The organism is Flavobacterium tistrianum, assembly GCF_003254545.1.
GTDB lineage: Bacteria > Bacteroidota > Bacteroidia > Flavobacteriales > Flavobacteriaceae > Flavobacterium > Flavobacterium tistrianum.
Window position 1 is genome coordinate 167,111 of record NZ_QJRH01000069.1, and the last position, 13,096, is coordinate 180,206.

The following is a 13,096-nucleotide window of genomic DNA, read 5'->3' on the forward strand; positions in this document are numbered from 1 at the left end:
GCACAATTATTAAGATGATAATTGTCATGTTATTTTGAAATTGGATTCCTAAATTTATAAAATAAAAAGCTCAAAAAAGAACTAACCCTAATTTATAATAAATTTACCTTATAAAGGTGGTTAAAACCCTCAAATATCCTTACTTTTGCAGCAAACAAATATTGTCATGAATAAATGTGATCAATGCATTGTACGCCAGTTAAGCTCATTAAAAGCCCTTAACAAAGAAGAAGTTATAAAATTAGCCAGCAGCAAAACAACTTACAAAATTAAGAAAGGTGAGGCTCTTTTTGAAGAAGGCGAAGTAACCAATGGTGTCTTTTGTGTAAAAGATGGTGTTGGAAAACTCTCAAAACTGAGCGCAAACGGAAAAGACCAAATTGTAAAATTGGTAAAATCTGGCGAACTTCTTGGGCAACGTTCTATGATTAGCAATGAGCCTGCAAATCTGACTGCAAAAGCGATTGCTGACATGGAAGTTTGTTTTATTCCTAAAACTGAAATCATTAATTTCTTTAATAACAACAATCAGTTTTCTTTAAACATGATGCAATCTGTATGCGAAGATTTAAAGGAATCTGAAAACGAAAAAATTGCACTTGTTCAAAAAACAGTTAAGCAGAGGCTTGCCGAAACTTTACTGCATTTACATGATGAGTTTGGCGAAGATGCCGATAAAACACTTAAAGTGCAATTAACAAGAGAAGAACTTGCTGGTATTATTGGAACTGCTACCGAAAGCTGTATTCGTCTATTATCTGATTTTAATAAATTGGGATTAATAGAATTAGTTGGTAAAAAAATCATGCTTAAAGATGTTCGCGCTTTAAAGAAATTGGCAGACAATTAGAGTTTTTTAGCCTCATTCCAGAAAACATCCATTTCTGTAAGCGTCATATCCATTAATGGTTTTCCTAATTCATTTGCTTTACTTTCTAGATATTGAAAACGTTTAATGAATTTTTTATTGGTTCTTTCTAAAGCATCTTCTGGATTTACATTCAAAAATCGAGCGTAATTAATCATAGAAAACAAAACATCTCCGAATTCATCTTCGATTTTGTCTTGCTTTCCAGATTTTACTTCGTCTTGCAATTCCTGTAATTCTTCTTGGACTTTATCCCAAACCTGATGAGGTTCTTCCCAATCAAAGCCCACTCCTTTTACCTTATCTTGAATTCGGCTTGCTTTGACCATTGCAGGAAGACTTCTCGGAACACCTTCTAAAACTGATTTTTTACCTTCTTTAAGTTTTAGCTTTTCCCAGTTTTGTTTTACCTCTTCTTCATTTTCTACTTTTACGTCTCCGTAAATATGAGGATGACGATGAATCAGTTTGTCACAGATTTCATTACAAACATCAGCAATATCAAAATCATTGGTTTCACTGCCTATTTTGGCATAGAAAACAATATGAAGCAGTAAATCACCTAATTCTTTTTTAACTTCATTTAAATCATTGTCTAGAATAGCATCGCCCAATTCATAAGTTTCTTCGATTGTCAAATGTCTTAATGTCTGCAGCGTTTGCTTTTTATCCCACGGACATTGCTCACGAAGTTCATCCATGATATTTAATAATCTCTCAAATGCTTTTAACTGGTTTTCTCTACTCATTTTAAAGTTTCTTTTGATTTAAACTCGATTCTGTAAAATTAAAAAATCCTGTCAAGAAAACATCTTAACAGGATTATATATGTTTAAAGAAAAACTGCTATTCTTCTTTTTTAGCTTTTGCTTTCTTAGCCGCTGGAGCTTTTTTAGGCTTTTCAGCAGCTACTGGAGCTTCTTCTTTTGGTTCTTCAGCTGCAGGAGCTAAATCTGTAACTAACCCTTTTGCTTGAAGTGTGTTATACCAGCTTAATACTTTTTTGATATCTGATGGATAAACTCTTTCTTCATCATAATCAGGAAGAATTTGTTTAAAATAAGCAGACAAAGTAGCGTTGTCTTCTTTGTGAGAAATCGCTTGACCTTTGTTTTCTTTAACGGAAATCTGCTGCATTACTTCAGTTAACGGTTTTTCGCCTTCATAAGTATAAATCGAAATTTCAGACAATAAACTTACATTGCTTTTTAGATTTACAGTAATCTTCTTCCCATCAATTAATGATTCCGCCACAAAACCTGTACGAGTTTGTACTTTTAATTCGTATAAACCTGGTTTTCCTGAAATGGCTAAAATTTTCGTTAAATTCATTTTTATTAAAATTAGTATTAAGAATTTTATTTATTTTTTGTTTCTAAATTATTTAGAAAACTTATCTTGCTTTTTTAGCTGCAAAAAATTTCATTCTATATTCCTGAGACGTTTTTCCTTCAGTAATATTTTTCAATTTCTTTTGGATTAAACGTTTTTTTAGAGATGAGATTTTATCTGTAAACAAGATTCCTTCAATGTGATCATATTCGTGTTGGATAACTCGTGCGATTAATCCGTCAAATACTTCTGTTTTCATTACAAAATCTTCTTCACAATATTCGATTGTAACAGTTGGCTTTCTGTAAACGTCTTCACGCACATCAGGAATGCTCAAACAGCCTTCATTAAATCCCCACTCTTCTCCTTCTTCTTTAACGATTTTAGCATTGATAAAAGTCTTTTTGAAACCTTTCAAATCTTTTTGTTCCTCTGAAGGAAGATCCTCATCATCACTAAAAGGCGTTGTATCTATCACAAACAAACGAATTGGCAGTCCAACTTGCGGCGCTGCAAGTCCAACTCCATACGCATTGTACATAGTCTCGTACATATTTGCGATCGTTTCTTTTAGGTTTGGATATTCTGGTGTAATATCCTGTCCTACTTTTCTTAAAACAGGATCACCGTATCCTACAATTGGTAAAATCATTTGTTTTTATTTATATTTTAATGTGCTGCAAAAACAGAATTAAAGTTCTGATATTTCAGCTGGCAAAAATAGTAAAAAATAGTCAATGAATAATTCTTATAATGTATTATTCGTATTTTTTACTTGATCCTAAAAATCTCATCCATAATTATGCCAAAATCACTCCTACAATTCTTACCTTTGTTAGTAAACCTCTTTTTATGATTGATAGAATTTCGAAATTTACTAACAGCACTTCCTTTCTAAATGCCTCTAAAGTAACTATTGCTTCTGTTGTTCCTGTCTTAGTTTTAAATTTTCTAGGTCATTTTGAAATTGGTTTTACAATTGCGCTTGGTGCGTTTTATACTTATCCCAGCGATATTCCGAGTTCTCTCAGCCATAAAATAAAAGGATTAATTGCAGCTTCTTTTATAGTTTCTGGAGTTAACCTTTTGGTCAATCTCGTTTATCCGTATCCTTTACTTTTTTATATCTTTTTAGGTTTTCTGCTGTTTTTATGTTCCATGATTTCAGTTTATGGACAACGAGCTACCTTAATTTCTTTCTCTGCTTTATTATCAATCTCTCTATCTTTCGGGCATTTACATGAAGGTTGGGAAGCTTTTGAATATTCTGGCTTCATTTTTATTGGAGGAATCCTTTATTTAATAGTATCTCTTGTTTTTCATTTTGTACAACCCTATAAATATGTCGAATTACAAATTGCGGAAGGAATAAAACTCACTGCAAAATATCTCAAATTAAGAGGTGATTTATGGAGCCCCGAAGCGAATAGAACAGCCATTATCGAAAAACAACTTGCTGTACAGGTAGAATTGAATCTTATCCATGAAGATTTAAGAAAAATGCTTATTGGAAACCAGAATGCATCTGGAACTACTAGTCAAAATCGAAAAATGCTTTTGGTTTTTATCACTTTAGTCGAAATTCAAGAATTGGCATTATATACCTCTTTTGACCACAGCAAACTTCATGAAAAATTTGCCAAACACCCTGATGTTTTAAGAACGTACCAAAATGTGGCATATAAATTGGCTTCAACTCTCAAAAAACTCTCAAAAAATGTTAGTCATATTAGTACTTATGTTGACAAACATGATTTGAAAAACGAATTGGACGCTCTAGAATTTGCCATTTTTGATTATGAAAAATCATTAGGAAAAGAAGAAGCCGCAGAAGGCGTTTTAATGCTGACCAATATGCTGAAATATGCTAAAAATCAGGTTGGAAAAATCAAAACCATCCAACGTGCGCTTTCTTTGGCAATGCAATCTTACAAATTGAAAGATCAAGACAAAGAGCTTGAAAAATTCCTTACGCCACAATATTATCCGCTTAGAACTTTAATTGAAAACTTAAGTTATTCTTCCTCAATTTTCAGACATTCAATACGATTAACGATTACTATTTTGATCGGTTTTTTTCTTGGACATGTGTTGCCATTTCAAAACGTATATTGGATTCTGCTGACCATTGTCGTAATCATGCGTCCTGGTTATGGTTTAACAAAAGAACGATCGTATAACAGAATGTTCGGTACTGTTTTAGGAGGAATTATAGCTTTCGGAATTGTATCTGTTATCCAAAATCATGTTGCATTGAGCATTTTCTCTATTGTATGCATGCTTCTTGGAATCTCGTTTACCCAAATCAATTATAGGATCAGCGCAACATTTGTCACGATGTACGTCGTTTTCATCTACGGAATTTTAACTCCGGATATTAATGAAGTAATTCAGTATAGAATATTGGATACCCTTGCGGGAGCAACTTTAGCTTTTATTGCCAATCAGTTTTTATGGCCAGCTTGGGAATTTATTAACACGCCCATTCATATTGAAAACACGATTCGAGCCAATAGAAATTACTTAAAAGAGATTGCCGATTTTTATAATAAAAAAGGAGAAGTTCCTACTTCATATCGTCTAGCAAGAAAAAATGCCTTTGTTGAAATAGGAAATTTAATGACTTCTTTTCAGCGTATGATGCAGGAACCTAAGTCGAAACAAAAAACAATGCCTTTGGTAAATAAGCTGGTGGTTTTAAATCACTCTTTATTATCTGCTTTGGCATCCTTGTCGACATATATTCAGTCTCATCAAACCACTTCAGCGTCTGATTCTTTTAACTACATTATTAAAACAATTTTAGCCAATTTGGACCATTCCATTTCTGTTTTAAGAAACGAAGTCGTGGTACAAGATACTTTTTTCGAAAAAGAAGATGTGACTTTACAATTTGAAGAATTAAAACGTAGACATTTTACTCGTTTGGCAGAAGATGATGATTTGGATAAAGAAACGCGTCAGGCCAAAATGCAAGAAGCGCAAATGGTAATTGAGCAATTGATTTGGATGAGCAATCTGGCAGAAAAAATTCTAAAAAACACAACCGACTTAAAAGCAACAAATCCAGATTAATTCATCTGGATTTGTTTTTTATATTAAAATATATGAAGCTTAATTTAATTTTAAAACTTCTGCTGTTTGTTTTCTAAGCTGTTCTAAAAGTTCTGGCTTATCATTTAAAGTTTGTCCGTAAGAAGGAATCATTGTTTTTAATTTCGCTTGCCATTCTGGTGTTTTAATTTGATTTGTAAAACATCTGCTTACCAAATCAACCATAATTGCCACAGCTGTAGAAGCTCCTGGAGAAGCACCTAATAAAACTGCTAAAGTTCCGTCATGCGTATTGATAACTTCTGTACCAAACTCTAAAACTCCGCCTTCTTTTTCATCTTTTTTGATAACCTGAACACGTTGTCCAGCTTTTTCCAATTTCCAGTCTTTAGAACGTGCTGTCGGAAGGTATTCGCGTAACGCTTTCATTCTGTCTTTTGGAGACTGACGAACTTGCTCAATCAAATATTTCGTTAATGGAATATTATGATATCCTGCAGCCAGCATTGGGATTAAATTGTTTGGTTTAATAGACATCGGCAAATCTAAATAAGAACCATTTTTAAGGAAACGAGTTGAAAATCCTGCAAATGGACCAAAAAGAAGTGCTTTTTCGCCATCAATTACACGAGTATCAATATGTGGAACAGACATTGGAGGAGCTCCAACACTTGCTTTTCCATAAACTTTTGCTTGGTGTTTTGCAATTACTTCTGGATTTGTACATTTCAGCCATTGTCCGCTTACGGGGAAACCTCCATATCCGTTTCCTTCAGGAACATTTGCTTTCTCCAATAAAGGAAGAGAACCTCCTCCTGCACCAATAAATACAAATTTCGTATAGGCTTTACGAGTAGTTCCTGTTGACAGATCTTTAATTTTAATTCTCCAAGATTTATCCTCACGCTGTCTTAATTTTTTAACTTCGTGATTGAAGAACAAAGAAACACCGTCTAGTTTTTCTAAGTAATTGAACATACTTCTTGTTAAAGCACCAAAATTAACATCGGTACCAATTTCCATATGTGTCGCTGCTAATTTCTCATCAGCATTTCTGCCTTCCATTACTAACGGCATCCATTTCTGAAGTTGTTCAAAATCGGTGCTAAAAGTCATGTCGGCAAAGATTGGATTGCTCTGAAGCACTTCAAATCTCTTTTTTAAATAATCTACGTTTTTATCTCCCCACACAAAACTCATATGAGGCACGCTTTTAATAAAATTATCCGGAGATGGCACTTTATTTTGCTGTACTAAGTAAGACCAAAACTGGCGAGAAATCTCAAATGATTCTGCAATGCTTATTGCTTTTTTAGGATCTATGCTTCCGTCTGCCTTTTCTGGAGTATAATTTAGTTCACAAAAAGCAGAGTGTCCAGTTCCTGCATTATTCCAAGCATCAGAGCTTTCTGCTGCAGCAACATCTAATCTTTCGTAAATTTCAATTTTTATATCTGGTTGTAATTCTTTCAAAATTACCCCTAGAGTGGCACTCATTATTCCAGCGCCAATGAGTACTACATCACTATTTGAACGTATGGTTTCGTCAGGCATAACAGTATTTTTATTTAAAGTGCAAAGGTACTTTTTTAATTGCAAAAAAAAACTAATTTTTAGATGATAAAAGTTAGGATTTTCTAAAAACCATTAAATTATAAATAAAAAATACGACGAACAGCGCTATTTTTTTGCGGAAAGATAATCTTGAAGCAGAATTGTGGCAGAAATTTCATCTATTAAACCTTTGTTCTGACGCTGTTTTTTACTTAAACCACTGTCGATCATGGTTTGAAATGCCATTTTTGAAGTAAAACGTTCATCAACACGAATCACTTTCATGTCTGGAAAGATATTCGAAAAATGTTTTGCAAAGCCATTAATTACAGAAGCACTTTCAGATGGCTGACCGTTCATCTGTTTGGGTTCGCCAATCAAAACCGCTTCGACTTTTTCTTTAGCAAAATAATCTTTTAAAAAGTCAACTAAAGTGTGTGTAGGAATTGTTGTTAAGCCCGAAGCAATAATCTGCATTTCGTCTGTAACTGCAATTCCTGTGCGTTTTTGTCCGTAATCTATTGAAAGGATTCTTGGCATTTTATTTAGATGTTGTAAAAGGTTAGAAAGTAAAATTATAATCTTTAAAGAGAGTTTTTATATTTTATAAAACTGAAAACGAAAACAATGTTTTTATCGATATCAACCTCATAAACAGAAACGTAACCTTTAAAAACATAATCCCTAATATTTTCATTATCAAAATATCTTGATTTTTTAAAAAGAAAAGGATGTTTTAAATCTTTTTTAATACTTCTAAGCAAATCTTTCCTAAACTTTAACGCTGCTCTAGGTTTATCTTTATAAATATAATGAACTTGTTCTTTTAATAACTCTAAAAATTCATTCGAAATTTTAATTGTCATATTCCGAAAATGTATTGTCTAAAATTGAATCTGCCTCGTCTATTGAATACAATTTTTCATTACCACTTTTTAATTTAGCATAAGCTGCATGCACTTTTTTCTTATCATTTTCAAAATCAGAATCTTCTTCAATAATTGTCAATTCATTAGGAGAAAATTCACTTAATAACTTAAGCACTTTCTCTCTAATTTCTGGCTGAAATTCTAATCTAATCGCTTCCATAACACTTCAATTTTACAACACAAATATAAATCTTTTTAAATTCATGTTTTTTAAATTAAACTTAAAAAAATCCGCCCTGAAAACTCAAGACGGATTTTTATCCAAATATTCAAACCTAAAAAATAACTCAATTTATCTTCCGAACAAACGGCTGAAAAAACCTCTGTGTTCTTCTTCCTCTCCTGCATCCTCTTCTTCAGAATAATTAGCAAACTTAGATTGTGACTTTTCATGTTCGTAAATCAGCTCCTTAATATATTCAACGTAAGTCCTCTTCTTCTCTTCTAAGAATCCGATCAAGTACTTTTCGCTAAACTCTACTCCGCTTGCTGCCTCGATTTGTAATAACTTTTTATACAAAGGCTCAATATGCAATGCAATTACTTCTTGTGGCACGGCTTGTCTTCTTCCGAAATAATTTACAATAACGTCATTTTCGTCTCTGGCAATTTCAAAATCTGTAATTACCCAATAGTATCTTCCAGACTTTGCAAGGTTTTTTACAATAGCGTGAAAGTTTTTGCCGTTTTTAAGATTTTCCCACAGTACTTTAAAAATTACTTTTGGCATATCCGGGTGACGTATGATATTATGAGGTTGTCCCATTAATTCATAGTCTTCGTAACCACAAACATCTACAAATACTTCATTGGCGTATTCTATAATTCCGTATGCGTTTGTTTTACTCATAATAACCTGAGTTTTATCCCAGCTTACTTCTTTATCTATAATTACTCTGTTTTGAAGGTGATTTTCTTGATTCATATTTTACTGCTTATATGATTATTTATGGAATGGAATGTTGATCAACTCTGCGAAATTAAAGTGAAGAAAAAAGAGAAATCCTGACTTTTGTCATATTTTGATATAAAAAAAACTTCTAGTGGTAATAATATTAACCGAAAACACATGCGCACCTCTTCTACTTTACAAATAAGAAACAAAAAGTTAAATCTGTAACATTTTCAAGTGGTTTTGCTTTTTTGCATTTCTACAAATACGTTATCTTTGCCAAAAAATTAAACGTATGAATTCTTTACAGACTATAATTGAACAAGCTTGGGAAAACAGAGCTTTATTGCAAGAAACTACAACTACTGACGCCATTAGAGAAGTTATCGAATTGGTAGATGCAGGAAAATTACGTGTTGCTGAACCAGTTGGTGACAAATGGCAAGTAAACGAATGGGTTAAAAAGGCAGTTGTAATGTATTTCCCGATTCAGAAAATGGAAACATGGGAATCTGGTATTTTTGAATACCACGACAAAATGTTGCTAAAAAGAAATTATGCTGAAAAAGGAATCCGCGTGGTACCAAATGCTGTTGCGCGTTATGGCGCTTACATCTCAAGCGGTGTAATCTTAATGCCAAGTTACGTAAACATTGGGGCTTATGTAGACGAAGGAACAATGGTTGATACTTGGGCAACTGTAGGAAGCTGTGCTCAAATTGGTAAAAACGTTCACTTAAGCGGTGGTGTTGGTATTGGTGGTGTTCTTGAGCCATTGCAAGCAGCTCCAGTAATTATTGAAGACGGTGCTTTTATCGGTTCTCGTTGTATTGTTGTTGAAGGTGTTCACGTTGGTAAAGAAGCAGTTCTTGGAGCTAACGTATGTTTGACAGCATCTACTAAAATTATCGACGTTACGGGCGATGAACCAGTTGAAATGAAAGGTTACGTACCTGCTCGTTCTGTGGTTATCCCTGGAAGCTACACTAAGAAATTTGCTGCTGGAGAATATCAAGTTCCTTGTGCCTTAATCATTGGAACTCGTAAACCATCTACAGATTTAAAAACTTCTTTAAACAATGCACTTCGTGAGTACGATGTTGCAGTTTAATTGATATAAAAATCTTAATACACTAGGGCGGTCTTTACCGCTCTTTTTTTATACCAGCAAACAAATAATAAATAAAAATCTTACAAACATGTAAAAGTAAGAAAATTATACTATTTTGCGCTTTTTTAAATGTCTTCTAAAAGCATGTTGACTCTTTATTAAACGCATATTAATGAAAAACTATACTTACAGTTTAAAAATATTTATATACCGATATTCTCTAATTTTTTTAATCTATCAGATTTGTAATATCTTCTTTTACCTATTAAACTCTAAATACTTTGACCATATAACAGTTGAAAATATATTAGGAAGTGTTTTGTTTGACTTATCTGCTATTTCATATCTAACTTTTATATTCTTAATAGCACACGCAATTCCGGGAAACTTTAAGTATCGCAAAACGTATCAAATCGTATTAAAAATTTCTTTCTTTCTAATAAATCTTTTATTCATTGCAGCAAATCTCATTGACATTATATATTTCCGATTCACAGGAAGAAGAAGCACCTTTAGCATGATTACCGCAAAAGGAATGGAAAAAGAAGCATTAGGCTTGTTTTTTTCTTTTGCCAAAGAATTTTGGTATATCCTTTTACTGTTCATTATCTTAAGTATCTTTTTTTGGAAATCGATACCTAATTTCAAAAACAAAAACGAAATAAAAGTTTCACAAAAGAAAAATTCCTAAAGCAATCTTTTTACTTTCTCACTTCAATACCTATAAAACACAAGAAATTTCAAATTTTTTGAAAGCCTACATTCAAAATTTTAACGAAAGAGTAATTGATAATAAACTTGGTTTCTAATTATCCTTTTTTGCTTTTTGAAGTTTTATAAGTTTAGCATATTTCATGTAAGAGAAAGAGGCTTGCATCATCGAAAATGTAAATCCATCCAATCCGTTTAAGAAACCTTTTTTAAAAAAATAACACCTTACAAAAGACACTGTTCCATTTAAAACTGGTTTAAAACCATTTATCCTTTTCCCTTGATCGTAAAGCTGCTGCGCGTGCCATGTAGAATATAAATTTTTCTTATTGATGAATTGCTCAAAACTGTCCCAAGCATAGTGATGTATATGCACTTTTAAATGTGCCTTATTGTTGCCCGAAACCTTTTGATGCACTCTGTCTTTTGAAGGGGAAGCTGTTGTTTTATTAAAAAAACGCGCTGTTTTATCAGGATACCAACCTGCAAAATTTATTTTCTTTTCTCCTAAATAATTGTACAATCTAAAAGTAAAAACATCAAAACTTTGATTTTTATATTTTCCTGACAATATAAAATCCTCAGCATCTTTGGCCAAAATTTCGTCAGCGTCCATATTTAGAATCCAATCATTTTTACAATACTGCAATCCATGAATTCTTTGAGGCCCATCTCCTAAAAACGGTTGGGAGATAACTTTAGCTCCTTTTTCTTCTGCAATTTTTACTGTATTATCAGCGCTCAATGAATCTATAACAATAACTTCATCACAAATTCTAAACAGAGCATCTATACATTTCCCTATATTTTTTTCCTCATTATAGGCTATTACTAATCCACTGATTTCCATACTTTATTCTCAAAATAACTTAAGTTTTCCTACTCTCAATTTTAACCTAAATCTAAACAAACTGTCTTCTCCTTTGATATCTATTCTTTTAACCAAATAATTATTTTTAAAAGGAAATTTATTCACTCTGTTTCCTATTCTCAAGCCATAGTTTATACCATTCTCGCGCATCATTTTTTCAAAAACACTAAATTGAGCCTCTTTCTTAGCATAATTGCCAAAAGGATATGCCAAAACAGGTTTTATATCTAGTTCATATTCTTTAATAAAGTTATTTGATTTAGTAAAGTCTGCTTCTAACTCCTCTCTTGATAATGAACCATATCTTTTATGTTCAAAAGAGTGATATCCTAACTCAATTAAATTGCTATTTAAGCCTTTCAATTGCTCCACACTCATTATTTTTTCTTTTCCTTCAATCCAGTAATCAAAATTCCCAACAAAAGAAAAAGGCACAAAAAAAGAAGCTTTTAATTTATACTTTTCAAGCAAAGGCACAGCGTAAAGTAGCTGACACTCTGTAGCGTCATCAAAAGTTATAATGATGCTTTTTGAAGGGAGACGTTTTAAATTCTCCAAATCCCTAAAATGAAATGTGGTGTAATTATTGTCACGAAGAAATTTTAGTTGCGACTCTAATTTTGAAACAGAAATACTTAAGCCCAAAGATTTATCTTCATCTTGAACTACATTATGATACATTAAGATTGGCAGCTTTGACATGCTTTTTTCTTACAAATCTATAAGATTAACAGCATAATTTATTGCTCCAAATAAAAATTAAGCAAAAAATAATATTGGTAGAAAACACATACTCTTTAAATCATTTTTATATTAGTAAAAAACTGAATATCAATAGATTAAAAAATTAATTTGTATTAAGAAAAGATTACGTAATTTTATAAAACGGTACTATTTTAGAGGAAATAAAAAAACGTCTTAGACACACTTATTTTTTTGCTTAACCAGCGGTGATACTCAGTTAAGCAAAAAAATAAAACATTTGTGTTCTTTATTTTTATTTTAGCGTTTTTTGAAGTTTAAAAAGCTTGGCATATTTCATGTAGGAGAAGAAAGCCTGAATCATTGCGATTGATAGCCCGTCAAGACCATTGAAAATTCCTTTTTTAAAGAAATAACAGCGAACAAAAGCTACAGTACCATTAAGAACAGGTTTAAATGCATTAATTCTTTTTCCTTGATCAAACAACTGCTGTGCATGCCATCCAGAATATTGATTCTTTTTAGCAATAATCTGATCTAACGAATCCCAGCCATAGTGTAAAATATGTACAGCAACCTTTTTTTCATTTTGAGTTACAATTTTCTGATGTACTTTAGAATCTGAAGGATGAGCTGTTTGCTTATTAAAAAAACGAACTTTGTGATCTGGATACCATCCTGAGAAATCAATTAATTTATCTGCTAAAAAGTTTTTTACCCTAAAACTAAAAGCATCATAATTTCCTTCCAAATACTTTTTATTTAAAATAAATTCTTCTGCATCTTTATCTAAAAATTCATCTGCATCAAGATTTAAGATCCAGTCATTTTTACAAAAAGGCAATCCGTGTGTACGTTGTGGGCCATCTCCTAAAAATGCCTGCTGAATAACTTGTGCTCCTTTTTCTTTAGCTATTTCTACCGTGCGATCTTTACTGAAAGAGTCCACAATAATAACTTCGTCACAAACTTTAAATAAAGCATCTATACATTTTCCAATGTTTTTTTCTTCATTGAAAGTAATAACTAAACCGCTAATTCCCATTTATAAATTTTAATTTGTTGAGCACAA

At 32.2% G+C, this 13,096-nt stretch carries 15 protein-coding genes; 4 read left to right on the forward strand and 11 right to left on the reverse strand.

Annotated elements, in window-relative coordinates; translation table 11 throughout:
• Window positions 1-166: 166 nt before the first annotated feature.
• Entirely contained in the window at window positions 167-850 is a 684-nt protein-coding gene (locus DMB71_RS12735) for a Crp/Fnr family transcriptional regulator (RefSeq protein ID WP_111366650.1), read from the forward strand.
• Here DMB71_RS12735 and mazG read toward each other — a convergent pair.
• The 3 genes from mazG to def form a co-directional block, all read right to left on the reverse strand.
• The gene (gene mazG / locus DMB71_RS12740; RefSeq protein ID WP_111366652.1) at window positions 847-1,617 is read right to left on the reverse strand and encodes a nucleoside triphosphate pyrophosphohydrolase; all 771 of its coding nucleotides are present in this window, start codon (window positions 1,615-1,617) and stop codon (window positions 847-849) included. The two genes, DMB71_RS12735 and mazG, sit on opposite strands and share 4 nt — an antisense overlap.
• Window positions 1,618-1,714: 97 nt before the next feature.
• Window positions 1,715-2,200: a DUF5606 family protein gene (locus DMB71_RS12745; protein WP_111366654.1), complete on the reverse strand. Its 486-nt coding sequence runs from the start codon at window positions 2,198-2,200 to the stop codon at window positions 1,715-1,717.
• A 61-nt stretch (window positions 2,201-2,261) separates the two neighbouring features.
• Window positions 2,262-2,852 carry a peptide deformylase gene (gene def / locus DMB71_RS12750; protein WP_008462650.1) on the reverse strand — a complete coding sequence of 197 codons (591 nt, stop codon included), beginning with the start codon at window positions 2,850-2,852 and terminating at the stop codon, window positions 2,262-2,264.
• A 200-nt stretch (window positions 2,853-3,052) separates the two neighbouring features.
• Between def and DMB71_RS12755 the strand changes: the two genes are divergently transcribed.
• Window positions 3,053-5,275, forward strand: coding sequence for an FUSC family protein (locus DMB71_RS12755; protein WP_111366656.1), 2,223 nt, complete (start codon window positions 3,053-3,055; stop codon window positions 5,273-5,275).
• A gap of 39 nt (window positions 5,276-5,314) precedes the next feature.
• On the opposite strand, the gene DMB71_RS12760 is transcribed toward DMB71_RS12755, so the two are convergent.
• The 5 genes from DMB71_RS12760 to DMB71_RS12780 form a co-directional block, all read right to left on the reverse strand.
• The gene (locus DMB71_RS12760) at window positions 5,315-6,808 is read right to left on the reverse strand and encodes a malate:quinone oxidoreductase (protein ID WP_111366658.1); all 1,494 of its coding nucleotides are present in this window, start codon (window positions 6,806-6,808) and stop codon (window positions 5,315-5,317) included.
• 126 nt (window positions 6,809-6,934) lie between these two features.
• The gene (ruvX, locus tag DMB71_RS12765) at window positions 6,935-7,348 is read right to left on the reverse strand and encodes a Holliday junction resolvase RuvX (protein WP_111366660.1); all 414 of its coding nucleotides are present in this window, start codon (window positions 7,346-7,348) and stop codon (window positions 6,935-6,937) included.
• Window positions 7,349-7,392: 44 nt separating this feature from the next.
• Window positions 7,393-7,674 (reverse strand): type II toxin-antitoxin system RelE/ParE family toxin, encoded by a 282-nt coding sequence (locus tag DMB71_RS12770; protein WP_111366662.1) that lies wholly within the window; start codon window positions 7,672-7,674, stop codon window positions 7,393-7,395.
• A complete protein-coding gene (locus DMB71_RS12775) occupies window positions 7,664-7,897 on the reverse strand; it encodes a hypothetical protein (protein WP_111366664.1) in 234 nt (77 codons plus the stop codon). Before DMB71_RS12775 ends, DMB71_RS12770 begins: the two co-directional genes overlap by 11 nt.
• 132 nt (window positions 7,898-8,029) lie before the next feature.
• A complete protein-coding gene (locus tag DMB71_RS12780; protein ID WP_111366666.1) occupies window positions 8,030-8,662 on the reverse strand; it encodes a PAS domain-containing protein in 633 nt (210 codons plus the stop codon).
• Window positions 8,663-8,924: 262 nt separating this feature from the next.
• Here DMB71_RS12780 and DMB71_RS12785 point away from each other — a divergent pair, with 262 nt between their 5' ends.
• Both DMB71_RS12785 and DMB71_RS21970 read left to right on the forward strand, forming a co-directional pair.
• Window positions 8,925-9,740, forward strand: a complete 816-nt coding sequence (locus tag DMB71_RS12785) for a 2,3,4,5-tetrahydropyridine-2,6-dicarboxylate N-succinyltransferase (RefSeq protein ID WP_008462641.1) — start codon at window positions 8,925-8,927, stop codon at window positions 9,738-9,740.
• A gap of 172 nt (window positions 9,741-9,912) precedes the next feature.
• Window positions 9,913-10,431 (forward strand): hypothetical protein, encoded by a 519-nt coding sequence (locus DMB71_RS21970; protein WP_162614822.1) that lies wholly within the window; start codon window positions 9,913-9,915, stop codon window positions 10,429-10,431.
• Window positions 10,432-10,545: 114 nt separating this feature from the next.
• Here the strand turns inward: DMB71_RS21970 and DMB71_RS12790 are convergent, their stop codons facing one another.
• From DMB71_RS12790 to DMB71_RS12800, 3 genes are all read right to left on the reverse strand, one after another.
• Window positions 10,546-11,301 carry a glycosyltransferase family 2 protein gene (locus DMB71_RS12790; RefSeq protein ID WP_111366668.1) on the reverse strand — a complete coding sequence of 252 codons (756 nt, stop codon included), beginning with the start codon at window positions 11,299-11,301 and terminating at the stop codon, window positions 10,546-10,548.
• A 9-nt stretch (window positions 11,302-11,310) separates the two neighbouring features.
• Window positions 11,311-12,024, reverse strand: coding sequence for a polysaccharide deacetylase family protein (locus DMB71_RS12795; protein WP_111366670.1), 714 nt, complete (start codon window positions 12,022-12,024; stop codon window positions 11,311-11,313).
• Window positions 12,025-12,319: 295 nt separating this feature from the next.
• A complete protein-coding gene (locus DMB71_RS12800) occupies window positions 12,320-13,069 on the reverse strand; it encodes a glycosyltransferase family 2 protein (RefSeq protein WP_111366672.1) in 750 nt (249 codons plus the stop codon).
• Window positions 13,070-13,096 lie beyond the last annotated feature (27 nt).